At 62.1% G+C, this 18,561-nt stretch carries 17 protein-coding genes and 1 other annotated feature; of the genes, 13 read left to right on the top strand and 4 right to left on the bottom strand.

Annotated elements, in window-relative coordinates; translation table 11 throughout:
* The first annotated feature begins 32 nt into the window (after positions 1-32).
* Positions 33-1,007, top strand: coding sequence for a dihydrolipoyl dehydrogenase family protein (locus SRB521_RS10430; protein WP_420810027.1), 975 nt, complete (start codon positions 33-35; stop codon positions 1,005-1,007).
* A gap of 83 nt (positions 1,008-1,090) precedes the next feature.
* Here the strand turns inward: SRB521_RS10430 and SRB521_RS10425 are convergent, their stop codons facing one another.
* The 4 genes from SRB521_RS10425 to SRB521_RS10410 all read right to left on the bottom strand — a co-directional run bounded on the left by SRB521_RS10425 (position 1,091) and on the right by SRB521_RS10410 (position 3,064).
* Complete coding sequence (locus tag SRB521_RS10425) at positions 1,091-1,633, bottom strand: sensor histidine kinase (protein WP_165366625.1); 543 nt, start codon at positions 1,631-1,633, stop codon at positions 1,091-1,093.
* Positions 1,563-1,847, bottom strand: coding sequence for a histidine kinase dimerization/phospho-acceptor domain-containing protein (locus tag SRB521_RS10420; protein ID WP_165366624.1), 285 nt, complete (start codon positions 1,845-1,847; stop codon positions 1,563-1,565). The genes SRB521_RS10425 and SRB521_RS10420 overlap by 71 nt, the downstream gene beginning before the upstream one ends.
* A gap of 96 nt (positions 1,848-1,943) precedes the next feature.
* Positions 1,944-2,333 carry a hypothetical protein gene (locus SRB521_RS10415; protein ID WP_083630862.1) on the bottom strand — a complete coding sequence of 130 codons (390 nt, stop codon included), beginning with the start codon at positions 2,331-2,333 and terminating at the stop codon, positions 1,944-1,946.
* 62 nt (positions 2,334-2,395) lie between these two features.
* On the bottom strand, positions 2,396-3,064 hold the full coding sequence (locus SRB521_RS10410; protein WP_075703583.1) for a response regulator transcription factor: 669 nt from the start codon (positions 3,062-3,064) through the stop codon (positions 2,396-2,398).
* Between the two features lie 29 nt (positions 3,065-3,093).
* On the opposite strand from SRB521_RS10410, the gene SRB521_RS10405 reads away from it, so the two are divergent.
* From SRB521_RS10405 to SRB521_RS10350, 12 genes are all read left to right on the top strand, one after another.
* The gene (locus SRB521_RS10405) at positions 3,094-4,530 is read left to right on the top strand and encodes a type 2 periplasmic-binding domain-containing protein (RefSeq protein WP_129868847.1); all 1,437 of its coding nucleotides are present in this window, start codon (positions 3,094-3,096) and stop codon (positions 4,528-4,530) included.
* Positions 4,479-4,811, top strand: coding sequence for a hypothetical protein (locus tag SRB521_RS16185; RefSeq protein ID WP_207215971.1), 333 nt, complete (start codon positions 4,479-4,481; stop codon positions 4,809-4,811). Before SRB521_RS10405 ends, SRB521_RS16185 begins: the two co-directional genes overlap by 52 nt.
* 35 nt (positions 4,812-4,846) lie before the next feature.
* Positions 4,847-6,091 (top strand): efflux RND transporter periplasmic adaptor subunit, encoded by a 1,245-nt coding sequence (locus tag SRB521_RS10400; RefSeq protein WP_116722430.1) that lies wholly within the window; start codon positions 4,847-4,849, stop codon positions 6,089-6,091.
* Positions 6,072-7,361: a hypothetical protein gene (locus tag SRB521_RS10395; protein WP_116722431.1), complete on the top strand. Its 1,290-nt coding sequence runs from the start codon at positions 6,072-6,074 to the stop codon at positions 7,359-7,361. The genes SRB521_RS10400 and SRB521_RS10395 overlap by 20 nt, the downstream gene beginning before the upstream one ends.
* Positions 7,321-8,265 (top strand): carbohydrate ABC transporter permease, encoded by a 945-nt coding sequence (locus SRB521_RS10390; protein WP_242943907.1) that lies wholly within the window; start codon positions 7,321-7,323, stop codon positions 8,263-8,265. Before SRB521_RS10395 ends, SRB521_RS10390 begins: the two co-directional genes overlap by 41 nt.
* 105 nt (positions 8,266-8,370) lie before the next feature.
* Positions 8,371-9,273, top strand: a complete 903-nt coding sequence (locus tag SRB521_RS10385; protein ID WP_276327368.1) for an ABC transporter ATP-binding protein — start codon at positions 8,371-8,373, stop codon at positions 9,271-9,273.
* A 257-nt stretch (positions 9,274-9,530) separates the two neighbouring features.
* On the top strand, positions 9,531-10,463 hold the full coding sequence (gene gluQRS, locus SRB521_RS10375) for a tRNA glutamyl-Q(34) synthetase GluQRS (protein ID WP_116722432.1): 933 nt from the start codon (positions 9,531-9,533) through the stop codon (positions 10,461-10,463).
* A 221-nt stretch (positions 10,464-10,684) separates the two neighbouring features.
* Complete coding sequence (locus SRB521_RS10370) at positions 10,685-12,322, top strand: Na+/H+ antiporter NhaC family protein (RefSeq protein ID WP_058117413.1); 1,638 nt, start codon at positions 10,685-10,687, stop codon at positions 12,320-12,322.
* 289 nt (positions 12,323-12,611) lie between these two features.
* Positions 12,612-14,270, top strand: coding sequence for a Na+/H+ antiporter NhaC family protein (locus SRB521_RS10365; RefSeq protein WP_075703589.1), 1,659 nt, complete (start codon positions 12,612-12,614; stop codon positions 14,268-14,270).
* A 117-nt stretch (positions 14,271-14,387) separates the two neighbouring features.
* Positions 14,388-14,610 (top strand) — a binding site (T-box leader).
* 132 nt (positions 14,611-14,742) lie between these two features.
* Complete coding sequence (locus SRB521_RS10360; protein ID WP_033117826.1) at positions 14,743-15,351, top strand: hypothetical protein; 609 nt, start codon at positions 14,743-14,745, stop codon at positions 15,349-15,351.
* 58 nt (positions 15,352-15,409) lie between these two features.
* Positions 15,410-18,055: a valine--tRNA ligase gene (locus SRB521_RS10355; protein WP_058117415.1), complete on the top strand. Its 2,646-nt coding sequence runs from the start codon at positions 15,410-15,412 to the stop codon at positions 18,053-18,055.
* A gap of 181 nt (positions 18,056-18,236) precedes the next feature.
* A complete protein-coding gene (locus SRB521_RS10350) occupies positions 18,237-18,542 on the top strand; it encodes an anti-sigma factor antagonist (RefSeq protein WP_075703592.1) in 306 nt (101 codons plus the stop codon).
* The last annotated feature ends 19 nt before the right edge of the window (positions 18,543-18,561 follow it).

Here is an 18,561-nt window from a genome sequence, read left to right as displayed (position 1 = left end):
AATTTTTTTGCTGTCTACTTCAGAGGGAGCATATCACTCGCCCGGCCCTGCCGCCCATTCCGGGCCTGGACCTGCCCGGGGTGGTCACCAGCGACGGCCTGCTGGGGGAGGGCATGTACCATCCCCGCCTGACCATCATCGGCGGCGGAGTGATCGGCATGGAGTTTGCCTCCCTCTACAGTGCTCTGGGAGCCCAGGTCACCGTGCTGGAGGCCATGGACCGGGTGCTGCCCACCATGGACAAGGAGATCGCTCAAAATCTGAGCATGCTCATGAAAAGGCGGGGCGTAAAGCTCTGTACCGGGGCCCGAGTGGAGCAGGTGATGCGGACCGGGGAGGGCCTCCGGTGCGCCTATACGTCAAAGGAAAAGGCCGAAACCGTTACGGCGGACGCCGTGTTGGTCTCCACCGGACGGAAGCCCAACACCGAGGGCCTGTGCGGGCCCGGCGTAGACTTGGGACTGGCCCGGGGGGCGATTCCGGTGAATGAGCGGTTCGAGACCTGCGTGAAGGGCATCTATGCCATTGGAGACGTGGTGGCGGGCGGCATTCAGCTGGCACATGTGGCCTCGGCCCAGGCGATCAACGCTGTGAGTACGATCGCGGGGAAAGAGCCGCCCATGAAGCTGAACGCCATCCCCGCCTGTGTCTACACCGAACCGGAGATCGCCTCTGTGGGGCTCACCGAGGCCCAGGCCAAGGAGGCGGGGATTCCCACAAAGGGAAGCAAGTACCTGATGAACGGCAATGGGCGGAGCATCATTGCCGGCGCGGAACGGGGCTTTATCAAGGTGGTGTCCCATGCCGAGACCGGCACGGTGCTGGGGGCGCAGCTCATGTGTGAGCGGGCCACCGATCTGGTGGGTGAATTCACTCTGGCCGTCGCAGAGGGGAAAACGCTGGAGGAACTGGCCGCCCTGGTGCGGCCTCATCCCACCTTTGCCGAGGGGATCTCAGAAGCGGTGGAGAGCGGCCTGGGGCTTGCCATCCATCAGCTCAACCGATAAAAAAGCATAAGAAGGAGCGCGCCGGGGAAAACCGGCGCGCTCCTTTCTGCATTGCAGGGCCGCGGGCAAGCAGGGCGGTGCGTTCAAATGTGTCTCCCCCGGTGAAGGGGCAGACGGAGCGCAAAGATCGTACCCTCGGGCCCGGTTCGCGCCACCCGCAGCGTCCCCCCCCCATGGAGATCGGCCGGTTCTTTTGCAATGGAGAGGTCCAGGCCAAAGTGCTCCTTGGTGGTGCGGGAGACATCGGCCCGGTAAAAGCGGTCAAAAATATAGGGGAGGGACTGGGTGGAGATGCCCGGCCCGGTGTCGGCGACCTGTAGGGTCAGAGCGGCGCCGTCCACCTCTGCACGCAGCGTGACTACCCCCCCCTGCGGCGTATAACTGAAGGCGTTGTCCAGGAGGACGGACAGGACCTGACGGAGCCGTTGGGGGTCTCCGGTGACCGGGGGAAGATCCCGCTCGGGGACCTCCAACAGCAGACGCTGCCCTTTCTGGCGGGCCACGGGGCAGAAGAGCTCGGCGGTCTCCAGCAGCAGGGCGTCCATATCCACGGTCTCACGGGCAATGGTCCAGGTTCCGGCGTCGCTCCGGGCCAGGGAGAGCAGGTCGTCTACCAGCCGGGACATTGTGGGCGCATTCCACCTCGATGTTTTGCCGGAGCCGGGACGCCTGGTCGGGGGCCACGGCCAGGGCGGCGGCGCTGGTACGGATGACGGCCAGGGGAGAGCGGAGCTCATGGGAGGCGGCGGCGATGAATTCGGCCTGTTTCCGTCGGCTCTCCTCGATGGGACGGATGGCCCGGCCGGCAAAGGCCCAGCAGAGCAGGAGCAGAGCGGTCACCCCGGCGGCCACCAGAGCGGCGAAGGAGCCGCGCAGCAGCAGAAGCTGCTGGTCGGAGGAGGATATATCCTTGAGCAGGACCAGGCTCTGCCAGCCTTACGAAGACGGGATCTGGGTGACGAAGGCCGGATATCGCTCGCCCAGGTCTCCGCGTACCTCAAAAACGGGGGTGGAGGTGGTGTCGATGAGGGAGAGAGGAGGGCTGTCCGGCTCCACGCCAAGGGCGCGGGCGCCGGCGACTGCACGCTCCAACAGCAGGGGTCGGGCGGTCCTAGGCGTCCAGGCGCCGGAGAAGCTGAGGGGCGCGCCCTGGTCCCGCAGGGAGATGATGAGCCCCTCTCCGGACTCCAACTGGGCAAGCCAGGTCGTGCTGACCACCCGATCCAATCGGAGCTTGGCTATGATGGCGTTGGCGCTGGAGAGAAACCCTGCCTCTGAACCGGCGCGGAGTTGGCCCTCCGCCAGGGACAGGGCAGCCAAGGCCATGGCCAGCAGTACCGCCCCCGTGCAGGCCGCCGAGAGGAGTGTGAGCTGCCGCCGGAGCCGGGTCAGTATGGCCCGACCTCCAGTCGATAGCCCACGGAGCGAACAGTGGCAAGGCGGACGGCGCTCCCCACTGCACGGAGCCTGCGGCGGAGAAAGTGGATATAGTTGTCTAGATTGCCGTCCTCCACCGGAGCGTCCGGTCCCCAGACCCGGGAGAGTAGAAGCTCACGGGTTAGGGTCTGCCCGGCGTTGCGGAGGAAGAGTTCCAGAAGCTGTTTCTCCCGGCGGGAGAGGGAACAGGCCCCCGCGGGCCTGAGGAGGGCGGCGAGCTCCGTATCCAGCTCCAGATCCCCGGCGGAGAGCCGGCTGGTGGACTCCCACTGCCTGGGGCGGCGGGACAGGGCGCGGATCCGGGCCAGAAGCTCTTCCGCGGCAAACGGCTTGGCCGGGTAGTCGTCGGCCCCGGCATCCAGCCCGTCCACCCGGTCTGGGACGCCGTCCAGAGCCGTGAGCATAAGCACCGGGGTGGAGAACCCCCGGCTGCGCAGGGTCCGCACGGCCTCCAGACCGTCCAGTTCAGGCAGCATCCGGTCCATAAGAATCAGGTCATAGGCGTTTTGCAGGGCAAAGTGGAGGCCATCCTCCCCGGTGTGGGCATAGTCCACCGTATAGCCCTGCTGCCGGAGATGGATATCCACGGCGGCACAGAGCGCCTGATCGCCCTCTACCATCCGGCGTCCGGGCCCTGGACGAAGGGGAATTGCTGGTGATTTTTGGCGGGGAGGGCATCTCCCGTTACCGGAGCACTGACGGGCATCTCCTGATGGAGTATCCGCCCCAGAGCTATAACAGCGGCGCGGCGGTCCTGGGAGACACGCTGCTGGCCATGAGCGCCGACGGAAAGGAGACGGTGCTCTACGATCTGAAGACGGGCAGACAGACCGGCGGGAGCATATACGACGGCCTGAGCTTCCTGACAGCGCTGGGACTGGACGATGAAGGCGTGTATCTGGGCGATGCCACCGGCATCTACCGACAGACGGCCGGAGGGACCATATGGGAGAAGCTGGTGGACGGCGAGCCCACCTCCCTCTCGATGCCTACGCTGAGCCTATCGGGCCTGACCTCCGACGGGGAGGGCGGCTTCTACGCCCTGCTGCAGGGGGAGGATGACGTTCGGCTGCTGCACTATTCCTATGATCCGGATACCCCGACCCTTCCGGACACCGAACTGGTGATCTTCGGGCTCAGGGACAGCGACACCATTCGCCAGGCCATTGGAGAGTTCCAGAGGAGCAACCCCACGGTGCGGGTCAACTTCCAGGTTCTGCTGGACGAGGAGCTGGGCGCCACCGCAGAGGACGTGATCCGTACCCTCAACACCGAGCTCATGGCGGGGAAAGGGCCCGATCTGCTTCTGCTGGACGGCCTGAATGTGGACTCTTACATAGAAAAGGGAGTCCTGGCCGATATGACAGAGCAAGCCAGGCGTCTGGAGGAGGATGGGCTGATGCCCAATCTGACGAACGCCTATTGCCGGGACGGCAGGGTCTACGGCGTTCCCGCACGGTTCACCGTGCCGGTGATGATGGGGGCGCGGGAGTGTGTGGAGCAGGTGTGGTCTATGACGGATCTGGCCGGACTGGTCGAAGAGGGCCAGGGCGGAGAGCCGGCGTTCCTCTGCCCCTCGGCGCAGCTCTTCGGCGAAACGGGGATGCTGATGGACTATTACGACGTCTGCGCCGGGAGTATTGTCACGGAAAAAGGGGTGGACCAGCAGACGCTGGAAGGCTACTTTGCCGACATGCTCCGCATCCAGCAGGCAGAGCGGGAGAATACCCCTGAGTTGGGGGACGGGGTCAGTTTTGCCACTGTGGTGGCCGCCAGCGGCGGCGGGAGCGGTGCTGAGATGCTGGACCCCGGGTCCAATCGGCTCAGCGAAGGGAAGGCCCTCTTCCACGTGCAGGAGCTTGCCGGCCAGTTCTCCCTGGAGAACATCCTGACCGCGCTCAACGGACGGGAGGGGGGACGCCGCTGGTGTCGTACAGTACGGGCGGCTCCGGCGGGAATACAGGGGAAAAGCCCGCACGGGACTGGACCCTGGACACCCTGTTCGGCGGGAACGCTTATACGCCCTCCAGCGGCGTGGGGATTGTGTCCACCGGAAACCAGAGGGAGCTGGCCGAGTCCTTTGTGAATATGCTCCTCTCACGAACGGTACAGGACAGCTATCTGTACGACGGCTTTCCGGTGAACGGCGGCTCCCTTGACGCCATGGTGGAGCAGGCGGCGGAGAACGCCGAGGACGATATGGGATTCCGGGCTCTGTGCGACCGGCTGGACGCCCCCATCCTGTCGGACCAGGTGGTAAAGGAAGCGGTGGAGCGCCAGTTGAGAGGGCTGTCGGACGGAAGCCTGACGTCGGAGCAGGCGGCGGCGAATGTGATGGAAAAGACCCGGATCTATCTGGCGGAATAAGCGCCACAGGGTGTGAAAAAAGGAGTGGATCACCGATGGACTTGGAGCCGGTGGAGAAGTGGAAGGAGTGCGTGGAGCTGGAGCGGCGGCGACTGGCGGCGGGAGAGCGGCCTAAGCCCCTCTTTTCCAACGGCGTGCAGCGGGCGGGGGCCGGCGAGGAAGAGCTCCAGGCGGCCCGGACCAGTGTGGAGGACCTCCAGTCCGCCGTGGAGACGGCGGACTGGAGCATGGAGTCCTACAACTACGGATCTGATCTGGCCGTGACCCGGGCGGAAGAGGCCCTGGAAAAGGCAAGGGCACGCCAGGAGGAAAAGCTCCAGGCGGCGGAGGCGGAGCGGGACGCGGCCGAGAAAAAGCTGGAAGAGGCCCGAGCGCGCACGGACGTCGGCGAGGAAGAACTGGTGCTCTCGGCACAGGCTGCCGTGGAAAGCGCGGAGAAAGCCCTGCGTACCGCCGAGCGTGCCGCAGAGGACGCGGGAATTGAAACGGAGGAGAAGCTTCTCAGCGCCGCACGGACGGTGGAGAGCGCCCAGCGGGCGCTGGAGCAGGCCCGCAGAAAGGCGGAGGAGGAGCGGCAGTCCGGCGAGGCCGGCAGCCGGGAGCGGGAGGCCGAACGGCTGGGCCATGTGAGCCAGCAGAGGGAGACCCGGCAGCTCTTGGAACAGCTCAAGGCTGTGGAGGCCGCCGGTGGACGGCTGACGGCGCCGGTGGACGGCACAGCGGCATCCATCCTCTCGCAGCCGGGCAGGACCCAGGAGGGGGCGCAGGCGGCGGTCCTCACCCGGAACGACCAGGGCTTTGCATTCCGGGGAAAGCTGGACCAGAAGAAGGCCGAGGACTTGGCGGCGGAGGACCAGGGGAAGCTCACTTTCACCCTGGAGGGAAAAGCCGGAAGCGCGGAGGCGATTATTACCTCCGTGGGGGCGGCGGACAGCCAGGGTCAGGTGACGGTGACCGCTCAGCTCCCAGAGGGGAACTACGGCTCCGGCGGGTCCGCGGAGCTGGAAATTTCCAAGCGCAGCCAGCAGTACGACATGGTGCTGCCCCTGAGCGCCCTGCGGATGGGGGGAGGCGATGCCTACGTGCTGGTGATTCAGGAGAAGCAGAGCGTCATGGGCGTGGAACAGACCGTGGTGAAAAAGACCGTCACCCTCCAGAAGCAGGACAGCGGGAACATGGCGGTGGAGGGGGCGCTGCTGGAGAGCGACCAGGTGGTCATCTCCTCCAATAAACCCGTCGAGGAAGGAGACCGGGTCCGCCTTGAAACGACAAACGAGTAGCGCCGCCCTCTTCCTCCTGGCCACGCTGACCCTGATCTCATGGCTGGGGGCATCTTTTCTGGCACAGCATGCCGGAGAACTCTCCCATGGGGCCGTGATCCGGTGGAAAGCGGGCGGAGGGATAAGCCCCGTCCAGCTCCTGCGGGCGGAGCGATACGCCCGGGAGGACGGCGGGGCGGCGGTGCCCGCCGCCGCACTCTGGCGGGAGCACCGGGAGGGGTACGTGGAGGGCGGGGCCGGGCGGTGCAGCACTTCGGCGGCAGTGTTGGAGCTCTTTGGAGACGGCGGGGAGGTCTGGCCCGCGGCCTTTCGGTACGGAAACTACCCGGCCAGGGGGGATGAGACGGGCTGCGCCGTGGACGAGGCCGCGGCCGACGCCCTGTGGGGCTCGGCCCGTGTGGTGGGGCAGGCGGTGCTATGGAAGGGGAAGACCTACTATGTCAGGGGCGTGATGAAGGGGAGCGGCGGGCTTCTTCTGGTGCAGGGAGGGGAGGACGCGGAGCCTTGGCCCAACCTCCTGCTGCTCTTTCAGGACGGAGACGCCGGGACCCAGGCAGAGCACTTTCTGAGCCAGAACCAGATCCCAGGCGGACAAATGCTGGACCTGTCCCTGCTCCACCAAGGCCTGACCGCACTGGCGGCCTTGCCCGGCGCGGCGCTGACCTTGGGGATACTGCTGCGCCTGTTCCAGCGGGGACGGGCGCTGACCGCCGCGCCGCTGCTGCTGGTCTGCTATCTGCCGCCGGCGCTGCTGGGGGCGGGGACGGTCCTGTGGTATGCGGGCGCTCCATGGTCTGTGCCGGAGCGGTTCATTCCCACCCGGTGGTCTGATTTTGAGTTCTGGGTCCGGCTGTTCTCGGGCGGGATGGAAAAGCTGCGGGGTTATCTGACCTTGGCGGCCGTTCAGCGGGACCTGCGGTATGGTGCCCTGGCAGCGGGCTGTGCGCTGCTGTCTCTGACCGCACTGGCGCTGGCCGTTTTGGCCGCAGAGCGGGCCGGGGTCCGGACAGAACGGGTATTTGCTGTGAGGGCCTGCGCCGTGTGGGCGCTCACCTTCGGCATCGCTCTCGTCTTTGCGCCTTTTGGGGGTGTGAAGGTGGAGCGGCCGCTCTGGCTGCTGCCGGCGGCGTGGCTGCTGTCGGATTGGTGCCTGGAGCGGCACCGACGTTTTTGGGATCGGAGAAGAGAGGAGGAACGGGGAGACGAAATTGCCATGGAGCCGTCGGCGCGTGCCGGCGGAGGCGGCGGGAGGCCCTCCGCCGGAGTTTGAGCCGGAGACAGATGGGGCGGTCCCATGGCTTTTCCTATGCCCCAGTCTGCTTTCCGTGGCGGTGCTGGTGCTGCTGCCCTTTCTGGACGCGGTGCGCCGCTCCTTCTTTTCCGCCATGAGCGGTCAGTTTGTCGGGTTTAAAAATTATGCCGCCGTCCTCCGGAAGGAGGCGTTTCGGCTGGCTGCCGCCAATACCGCCAGATTTGTGGTGGTGTGCATCCCCCTGCTGCCCCGATACCCCACGTTGCGGCCCTATGTGGAGCTGCTTTTGGATTCACCGAAATTTTTTACGATGTTTTGGAACTCCTGTAGGCAGGTCGCGCCGGTGGTGGCGGGACAGGTCCTCATCAGTGCGCCCGTCGCCTGGGCGTTTGCCCGGCTCCGCTTCCGGGGGGAAAAGGCCCTGTTCTCTCTCTACATCGTGCTCATGCTCATGCCCTTCCAGGTGACCATGGTGTCGAGCTATCTGGTATTGGACGGGTTGGGGCTGCTGGACACCGTTTGGGCCGTGATCCTTCCGGGGGCGGTGTCCACCTTCCCCGTCTTTCTCATGGCCCGTTTTTTCACCGCCATCCCCTCCGCCCTCACGGAAGCCGCGGCGCTGGACGGCGCGGGACCGCTCCGGACCTTTCTGCATGTGGGGCTCCCCCTGGGAGCGCCGGGGCTCCTCTCCGCCGTGGTGCTGGGCTTTCTCGAGTACTGGAATGCACTGGAGCAGCCCCTCACGTTCCTCAAGGACAAGACCCTCTGGCCGCTGTCGTTGTATCTCCCCCCCGTCACAGCGGACAACGCGGGGGTATCCCTGGCGGCCTCCGTGGTGATGCTGCTGCCGGCTCTGCTCATCTTCCTCTTTGGGCAGAAGTATCTGGAACAGGGGATCGCCGCGGCGGGGTTGAAGGATTAGGGCATGCCCCGGAGATGGTTCATACGCCCAAACGCCGGGCCCGGACAAGTCCTTGGGGCCGCTTTTGCGAAAGGCCCGATCAAGTGCAAGGAAGGATATCAGACGGTGGAAGCCACTGCTCTGGAGATAGAACAGGTGAATAAGTGGTACGCCGCCGACGTCCACGCGGTGCGGGATGTGAATCTCGCCGTGGAGCCGGGAGAATTTATGATCTTTGTGGGCCCCTCCGGCTGTGGAAAGTCCACTCTGCTCAGACTGGTGGCGGGGTTGGAGCGGGTGGACAGCGGCGTGATCCGCATGGATGGAAAGAGTATCCACCGGGTGCCCCCGAGGGACCGCGATATCGCCATGGTTTTTCAGAACTATGCCCTCTATCCCACTATGAAGGTCTATGACAACAGGGCTTTCCCACTGAAAATGCGCCGATGGGGGCGGGAGGAGATCCGGGCGCGGGTGATGGAGGTAGCCGAGAGCCTGGGCCTTCTAGAGTATCTGGACCGCCGGCCTGGCGCCCTCTCCGGCGGCCAGTGCCAGCGGGTGGCGCTGGGACGGGCCCTGGTGCGGCGCCCTCGCCTCTTCCTCATGGACGAGCCTCTCTCCAACCTGGACGCCAAGCTTCGGATGGATATGCGTCGGGAGATCGTGTCGCTCCAGCGGGACCTGGGCACCACTACCGTCTACGTCACCCACGACCAGACCGAGGTCATGACCATGGGAAGCCGCATCCGCCGTGCTGCGGGACGGCGTCCTCCAGCAGGCAGGTACGCCCCGGGAGGTGTACGATCCTACCTGGCCGGTGAGGGGGAACCGGGAGCGGTCCGGGCGATTGTGACCGACGTGGAGCGTACCGGCCGTGAGAGCTTGCTTTTTCTGAATCTCCCAGGCATGCCCGTGCTGACGGCAGCCGTCGGGGCGGACTGCGCGCTGTACCCGGGAGAGGAGACCGGGGTGATACTGGACCGCGGCAGGCTCCACTTTTTTGATCGGGAGACGGAGCAGAGGCTGTAAAAGCGTACGAGGTGTGTGCAGAGACGGCGGAATCTGATGGGTGGAGCGTCTGAGAGGGCACAGACCGCCGCGAATGGAATGCGCCGGAAACCTTGCAGAGCAAGGATTCCGGCGCGTAAAACGGGGGCCTTTCACCGCTCAGCGGCGGAAAATAAGGGCGTTTTTCAGAATGTGGGCGGGCCGGAGAAGGATTCCCTTCCCCGACCCGCCGTTTTGTGGTACACTGTTGGAAAAATGCGAAAGGAAGACCGGCGGATATGTGCGAAAAGGGCCGTTTTGCACCCAGCCCCAGCGGGCGGATGCACCTGGGCAATCTCTTCTCCTTCCTGCTGGCCTGGCTGGATGCCAGGGCGGCGGGAGGGCGGATGGTGCTGCGGATAGAGGACCTGGACCCGGAGCGAACCGGGGAGCCCTGGACGAGCCTTCTGGTAGAGGACCTTCGGTGGCTGGGGCTGGACTGGGACGAGGGGTATGCCGCCGGCGGGACGTGCGGGCCCTATTGCCAGCGGGAGCGGACCGCCCTCTATGACGAGGCGTTCCAAACCCTGAAAGAGCTGGGGGCGGTCTATCCCTGTTGGTGCAGCCGTCATCAGCGGCTGGCCGCTTCCGCACCCCACCCCGGAGAAGAGCGGGACCGCGGGGCGTGCGCCTGCCGGAAGCTCTCCAGGGCGGAGCAGGAGGCGAGAGCCATGGTGAGGCCTCCGGCCTGGAAGGCGGCTATGCCCCATGAGACCATCTCTTTTGACGATCTGTGTCAAGGCCGTCAGCAGTTTGATCTGGCCAGGGACTGCGGTGATTTTGTGGTCCGGCGGGCCGATGGGGTCTACGGCTATCAACTGGCCGTCACGGTGGACGACGCACTGATGGGGGTCACCCGGGTGGTGCGGGGCCGGGATCTTCTGGACTCAGCGGCCCGGCAGCTCTGGCTGATGCGCCTGCTGGGGTACCGCGCTCCCGTCTACGGGCACGTCCCCCTGCTGCTGGCCGGAGACGGAAGGCGGCTCTCCAAGCGGGAACGGGACTTGGACATGGGGGCTCTACGGGAGCGATATGCGCCCGAAACGCTGACAGGGGCGCTGACGACGCTGGCCGGGCTGCCCACCCCGGCGGGGAGATGCGGACCAAAGGAGCTGATTCAGAACTTTTGCTGGGATAAAATAGCAAAAAATGACATTGCGACGGAATTGTAAAAACATATTTTGATATTTTACATTAACTTTACAAAAATACAACAAAAGCTTTACCATCCATGCCTTGCAATCCCTTCCAGATAGTGTTATTTTAGCAGTGGGATTGGTTTGGGTGCACAATATTTGGACAAAACTGAGTTGGGAAAACTGTCTGAGTGCACAACACTCGCACCGCGCTACACACTATTTAGAAACCGCGCATTTTGAAAGGGAGGGTATCCATGCAACAATTCAAGCGGAAGATTGCTCCGGTGCTCCTGGTTCTCACCGCAGCGCTCGGCCTTCTGCTCACCACCGCCTTTGCGGAAGGCGAGGCCGAGTACGTCAGCAGCTTCTACTCCAGCGCACTTTCACTTTTGCCGCCGGTAGTGGCCATCGGACTCTCACTCATCACGAAAGAGGTCTATACCTCTCTGTTCTTGGGCTGCCTGGTGGGCGGCTTCCTGTACGCGAATTTTAACCCTGTCTTGGCCGTCACCAGCACATTCGACACGCTGTGTACCGCGGTGGGCGGCAACCTGGGCATCGTGGCATTCCTGGTCATTTTGGGCATCATCGTGGTGCTGATGAACCGCTCCGGCGGCTCCAAGGCATATGGCGACTGGGCCAAAAAGAAGATCAAGACCAAACGGGGCGCTCTGCTGGCCACCATGGTGCTGGCCATTGTGCTGGGCGTGGACGACTATTTCAACAACCTCACCACCGGCAACGTCATGCGTCCGGTGACCGACAGCCACAACATCTCCCGCGCCAAGCTGGCCTACATGTGTGACGCCACCGCCGCTCCCGTATGCATCATGATGCCCATCTCCTCTTGGGCCGCAGCCGTCTCCGGCGTGGCCGACACGATGGAGGGCGTCAGCGGCCTGCAGCTCTTTATCAGCGCCATCCCCTGGAACTATTACGCGCTCCTCACCCTCTTCATGCTGGTGGTTCTGGCCGTGTTTGATCTGGATTACGGTCCCATGAAGGTCCACGAGGACAACGCCAAGAAGGGCGATCTCTACACCACCCCCGAGCGCCCCTATGCCAATGCGGACGACAGCAAAAACTCCACCAACGGCAAAGTCACCGACCTGGTGATCCCGGTCATCATCCTGATCATCTTCTGCGTGACAGGTCTGCTGTACACCGGCGGCATGTTTGAGGGCGGAATCAGCGTCATCGACGCCTTCTCCAACTGTGACGCGCCTACCGGTCTGATGTATGGCTCCTTCCTTGCGCTGGTACTGATCTTTGCCTTCTACATGATCCGCCGCACCATGACGTTCTCCCAGTTTACCGACTGCATCGCCGAAGGCTTTAACATCATGGTGCCCGCCATTCTGATCCTGACCTTTGCCTGGACCATCAGCGACGTGACCAACGGGCTGCTGGGCGCCAAGTACTTTGTGGCCGACGCCATGGCCTCGGTGGCAGGCAGCTTTGCAAATCTCCTGCCTGCGGTGATCTTCCTGGTGGCCTGCGGCCTGGGCTTTGCGACCGGCACCTCCTGGGGCACCTTTGGTATCCTGATCCCCATCGTGGTGAGTACCTTCGGGGCCGACGCCGGCACCATCCTCACCATCGGTATTGCCTCCTGCTTGGCGGGCGCGGTCATGGGCGACCACTGCTCTCCCATCTCCGACACCACGATCCTGGCCTCCACCGGTGCCCAGTGCTACCACCTCAACCATGTAAAGACACAGATCCCCTATGCGGTTACGGTAGCCGCTGTGGCATTTGTCAACTACATCATCGCCGGCTACCTCCAAAATGTCATCATCGACCTGATCATCGCCTTTGCCTCCATGTTTGGAGTGCTGGTAATTATCCGTATGGTCGAGCAGAAAAAGCAGCCGGCTGCGGTAAAGAATTAAAAACAAAATTTAATAGGAACTGTGGGAGGCGGGGTAAAACCCCGCCTCCTTTTTGCACTTTTATTGAGTGGAATTGCACAATTTAAAGCAGCAGAGAAATGAAATAAAATTGAAAAATATGGTATGCGTAGGCATTAACTATAAAGAGCTACAAAAAACACACATTGTTTTTATGAAAAATGCCTTGTCTTTTCTCGGGAACTATGATATCCTGAGTGTGGGAATTGGTTTGGTTTATTTCAGCGCAGCACGTACCTTGACAACCGCATATTTGAAAGGGAGGGTAAACATGCATAGAACAAAGAGAAATTTTGTCCCCTTTATTCTGACCATCGCAGCAATTGTAGGAATCCTTATGACCACCGCCTTCGCAGAGGGCGAGGCCGAATACGTCAGTAATTTCTTCTCCACGCCGCTTTCTCTTCTGCCTCCGGTGCTGGCCATTGCGCTGGCCCTCATCACCAAGGAAGTCTATACGTCCCTGTTCCTGGGCTGCCTGGTGGGCGGTTTCCTGTACGCCAATTTTAATCCCGTCATGGGCGTTACAAGTACCTTTGATACGCTGGTGGAATCCGTGGGCGGCAACGTGGCCCTTCTCGCGTTCCTGGTCATGCTGGGTGTGATCGTGGTGCTGATGAACCGCTCCGGCGGCTCCAAGGCTTATGGCGACTGGGCCAAGAAGCACATCAAGACCAAGCGGGGCGCCCTGCTGGCCACCATGGTGCTGGCCCTGGTACTGGGTGTGGACGACTACTTCAACAACCTCACCACCGGCAACGTCATGCGCCCGGTGACCGACAGCCACAACATCTCCCGCGCCAAGCTGGCCTATATGATCGACTCCACCGCCGCTCCCGTATGCATCATGATGCCCATTTCCTCTTGGGCCGCAGCTGTTGCCGGCGTGGCCGACACCATGGAGGGCGTCAGCGGCCTGCAGCTCTTCATCAGCGCCATCCCTTGGAACTACTATGCCATCCTGACCCTGTTCACGCTGGTGATCCTGGCCGTCTTTGATGAGGACTTCGGTCCCATGAAGATTCACGAGGACAACGCCAAGAAGGGCGATCTGTACACCACCCCCGAACGTCCCTTCGAAGGGGCCGACGACGAGAGCAAGAACTCCACCAAGGGCAAGGTGGCGGACCTGGTGATCCCCGTGATCGCCCTGATCATCTGCTGTGTGTCCGGCCTGCTGTATACCGGCGGCTTTTTCACTAGCGATTCTGACTACTTTATGGATGTAATGGGCGCATTTGCCGACTGCTCCGCGCCCACCGGCCTGATGTACGGGTCCTTCCTGGCGTTGCTGTTCGCCTTTATCTTCTATATGGTCCGCCGTACCATGAACTTCGCCCAGTTTACCGACTGTATCGCCGAGGGCTTCAAGGTCATGGTGCCCGCCATCCTGATCCTGTGCTTTGCCTGGACCATCAGCGGCGTGACCAACGGTCTGCTGGGTGCCAAGTTCTTTGTGGCCGACGCCATGGGGGCTGTCGCCTCCAACTTCGCAAACTTCCTGCCCGCAGTGATTTTCCTGGTGGCTGTGGGCCTTGGCTTCGCCACCGGCACCTCCTGGGGCACCTTCGGCATTCTGATCCCCATCGTGGTGAGCACCTTCGGCGTGGACGCCGGCACGATCCTCACCATCGGTATTGCGGCGTGCTTGGCCGGCGCCGTGTGCGGCGACCACTGTTCCCCCATCTCCGATACCACGATCCTGGCCTCTACCGGCGCTCAGTGCTTCCACCTGAACCACGTGAAGACGCAGCTTCCTTATGCGCTTACTGTGGCTGCGGTGGCCTTTGTGAACTATATCTTTGCCGGTTTGATTCAGAATGTCATTGTCAACCTGATCATTGCGTTTGCCTCCATGTTTATCGTACTTATGGCACTGCGTGCCACCCTGGGCAAAGACAAGGTCAATGCCAGAGCGGCTGCAAAATAATACCGCGCGATTTGATCTAAAGGGAGTGGGCTTCGGCCCACTCCCTTTTTGCATGGAAACCGCCGATCCGCTTGACTTTTTCCTCCTTTCTGCGTATACTAAAAAACAGCAATCATGAAAAAGGCTGTGACGGGAAGGAGTACGCTGTTCCCCCAGGTCCAGAGAGGAGCCGGACGGTGCAAGGCTCCCCCGGGAGAAGCGGAAGGTGGTCCCAGAGCTTCGGCGCACAACAGGGCGGAGCCCTCGGTAAGCGCCGGCGTGTTGCCCGCGTTATGGGCAATGGAGTGCGGACGCGGTGCGTCCGAATTCAGGTGGTACCGCGGAGAGATTCGCCCTGAGGCCGAAGAGGCTTCAGGGCTTTTTTATTATATGGGCATTGCAGAGCCTTTGCAGACCGAAAATAGCGGAGCGACGCAGTGCGTCGGGACACACGGCAATTTGATTCCGCCGATTAATGAGGAGGACGGGGAGCATGAAGCGATTTGAAGTCCGTACAACTGGGAAGGTATTCAGCAGTTGGACCGATCAGTATTGTCTGTTCCGGCGGGCCAGAGAGGTACAGGGCAGATCCTTTCGACTGGCAGTGGCGGGTGAGGCGATTGTGGCCGCGGCGGCATTTGTTTTGGCGCTGTGGGGACGGCAGTCGCCGGCACAGCTGCTTTTCTTCTTCGGCGGCTCCCTGTTGATCACCTGGCATGTGACCGGGAAGATCCAGGGCCGGGACACGAAAAAATTTATCAAAAAGGCCCGGGAACAGGTGCTCTCCCCGGAGGACGCGGCCAAAAAGCTGGTGGTTTCCTTTGACGAGGAGGGGTGTACCCTCAGCGCACCGGGCACGACTCTCCCCAATCAGGAGGTGGAGTCCAGGCGGCTGTTTGAGTACCCGGAAGTAGGCGGCCTTTTCGTATCGGAGGACTACATGCTGGTGGCCTGCAAAAAAGCGGTCAGCGTATGCTTTGCCAAATCCTGCCTGACGGGGGGATCTCCTCAGGCGTTTCAGGATTTCCTGGAGGAGAAGTGTGGGCGCCCTTGGGTGTCCTACACCCTGAAAACCAAAGCACTTCAGGCTATGCTCCGGTGAACGGGCCCTGATCCGGAACCGCGATGCCGCATGAGAGTAAAAAATAGGAGTGAAACCAATGAACAGAGAACTACCGAAGGTCTATGAACCCCAGGAGGTGGAGGGCCGCATCTATAAGATGTGGGAGGAACACGGATGCTTTGAGGGACACCGGGACCCGGATAAAAAGCCCTTTACCATCGTGATGCCGCCGCCCAATGTCACCGGGCAGCTCCATATGGGGCACGCTATGGACTCCACCCTGCAGGATATCCTCATCCGCTTCAAGCGGATGCAGGGATACGCCGCCCTGTGGGTTCCCGGCACCGACCATGCCGGCATCGCCACTCAGATCAAGGTGGAGGAGGAGCTCCGCAAGAACGAGGGCCTCACCCGCTACGACTTGGGTCGGGACAAGTTCCTCGAGCGGGTGTGGGACTGGAAGGCCAAATACGGCGGGCGCATCGTTGAGCAGCAAAAGAAACTGGGAGCCTCCTGCGACTGGTCCCGGGCCCGCTTTACTATGGATGACGGCCTCTCCGCCGCCGTCCGGCACGTCTTTGTCACCCTCTATAACAAGGGCCTCATTTATAAGGGCAGCCGCATCATCAACTGGTGTCCCCACTGTACCACCGCCCTGTCCGACGCAGAGGTGGAATACAAGGAGAAGCCCGGCCACCTCTGGCATATCAAGTACCCCATCCAGGGGGAGGAAGGCCGGTATGTCGTGGTGGCCACCACCCGTCCGGAGACTATGCTGGGCGACACCGGCGTGGCCGTGAATCCCAACGATGACCGCTATCGGGACCTGGTGGGCAAGACGTGCATCCTGCCCCTGGTGGACAAGGAAATTCCCATTGTGGCCGACGAGTATGTGGACATGGAATTCGGCACCGGCTGCGTGAAGATGACGCCCGCCCACGACCCCAACGACTTCGAGGTGGGGCTCCGGCACAATCTGGAATCCATCCGGGTGCTGGATGACGACGGCAAGATTAATGAGAACGGCGGCAAGTATCAGGGGCTGGACCGCTATGAGGCCCGGAAGGTCATCGTGGAGGACCTGGAGAGGCTGGGCCTGCTGGATAAGATCACCGACCATACCCATAACGTGGGCACCTGCTACCGCTGCGGCACCGATGTGGAGCCCCTCATCTCCGCCCAGTGGTTCGTCAAGATGGAGCCGCTGGCCCGAGAGGCGCTGCGTGTGGTAAATGAGGGAGAGGTCAAGTTTGTTCCGGACCGCTTCTCCAAGACCTATACCAACTGGATGGAGAACGTCCACGACTGGTGCATCTCCCGCCAACTCTGGTGGGGCCACCGTATTCCCGCCTGGTATTGCGACGACTGCGGCCGGATGACAGTCTCTGAGACCGATCCCACCGAGTGTGAGCACTGTCACTCCACGCACATCCACCAGGAGGAGGACGTACTGGATACGTGGTTCTCCTCTGCGCTGTGGCCCTTCTCCACCCTGGGCTGGCCCGCGGAGACCGAGGACTTCAAGTATTTTTACCCCACTGATGTGCTGGTCACCGGCTATGACATCATCTTCTTCTGGGTGGCGCGGATGATCTTTTCCGGCTGTGAACACACCGGCAAGCCCCCCTTCCACACCGTGTTCATCCACGGCCTGGTCCGGGACGACAAGGGGCGGAAGATGTCCAAGTCCCTGGGCAACGGTATTGATCCGCTGGTGATCGCCGAGCAGTACGGCGCGGACGCGCTGCGCTTCAACCTGGTCACCGGAAACTCCCCCGGGAATGATATGCGCTTCTATACCGAGCGGTGCGAGGCCATGCGCAACTTCGCCAATAAGATCTGGAACGCCTCCCGCTTCCTGATGATGAATCTCACCATCGACCGGTGTGAGCTGCCCGAGCACCTGGAGCTGGAGGACAAGTGGATCCTCTCCAAGCTCAACTCGGTCATCCCCGAGGTCACGGAGAATATGGACAAGTACGAGCTGGGCGTGGCAGCCCAGAAGGTGTACGATTTCATCTGGGACGACTATTGCGACTGGTATATCGAGCTCACCAAATCCCGCCTTCAGGGGGAGGACGCCGAGGCAAAAATCAACGCTCAGAAGGTCCTGTGCTATGTCCTCACCCATATCCTCAAGCTCCTTCACCCCTTTATGCCCTTCCTCACCGAGGAGATCTGGCAGGCCCTGCCCCACGAGGGGGATTTCCTCATGCTTCAAAGGTGGCCCGAGCACCACGTGGAGCTGGACTTCCCTGAGGAGGAGAAGGCTATGGAGATGATCATGGACGCCATCGGCGCGGTCCGTACCAGAAGAGCCGAGATGAATGTTCCACCCTCCAAGCGTGCCCACCTTACCGTTTCCACTTTGGAGCAGGAAGTGTTCACTGCCGGCATTCCCTTCCTCAAGCGCTTGGGCTATGGCAGCGATGTGACCATCACCGGTGTGGCGGAGTCCGGCAGTGACGCCGACCAGGCCGCCAAGGGCATGGTCACCGTCATCACCCACGCAGCGCGCATCTCCATGCCTATGGCTGAGCTGGTGGACATGGAGAAGGAGAGGGCGCGGATGGAAAAGGAGCTGGGCAAGAGCCGGGCGGAGCTGGAAAAGCTCAATACCAAGCTCCATAACCCCGGCTTTGTCAACAAGGCCCCCGCCAACGTGGTGGAGGCCGAGCGGGAGCGGGCCGAAAAGCTTGCCGCCCTCATTGCCAAACTGGAGGAACAGCTCCAGGCCATGTGAGTCCTGTGCTGGCAGACCACCCCACGCCGTCCCGGTTTTCGAGCCGGGACGGCGTTATCATACATAAATTGGGGAATCATTAAATTTCGACGAAATACCGCATCAATACCGCGCTATAATCGGGTTATACCAATATTTGGTATAACCCGATTTTTTACTATCCGGACGGGAGGGAGAGAGAATGGGTTTGACTTGTACCGGGGGAGACAGGGAAATCTGCATGGCCCTGTCCGGCGAGGTGGACCACCACCACGCCCGGGGCCTGATGACGGAAATAGAGCGGGAGATCGACCGGGAGCTGCCCAAACATGTGACGCTGGACCTAGGAGGCGTCACATTTATGGACAGCTCCGGCATTGCGGTGGTGCTGCGATGCTACAGGCGGACCGCTGAGCTTGGGGGGGCGGTGACGGTAAAAGATGTGCCGCCCCAGGCAGAAAAGGTTCTGCGGGCCGCCGGATTGGAGCGGCTCATGCGGTTTGCGTGAAAAGATGCGCGGGCGGCGG

The organism is Intestinimonas butyriciproducens (assembly GCF_004154955.1).
Taxonomy (GTDB): Bacteria; Bacillota; Clostridia; order Oscillospirales; family Oscillospiraceae; genus Intestinimonas; species Intestinimonas butyriciproducens.
This window is presented reverse-complemented; position numbering and strand designations above follow the sequence as displayed.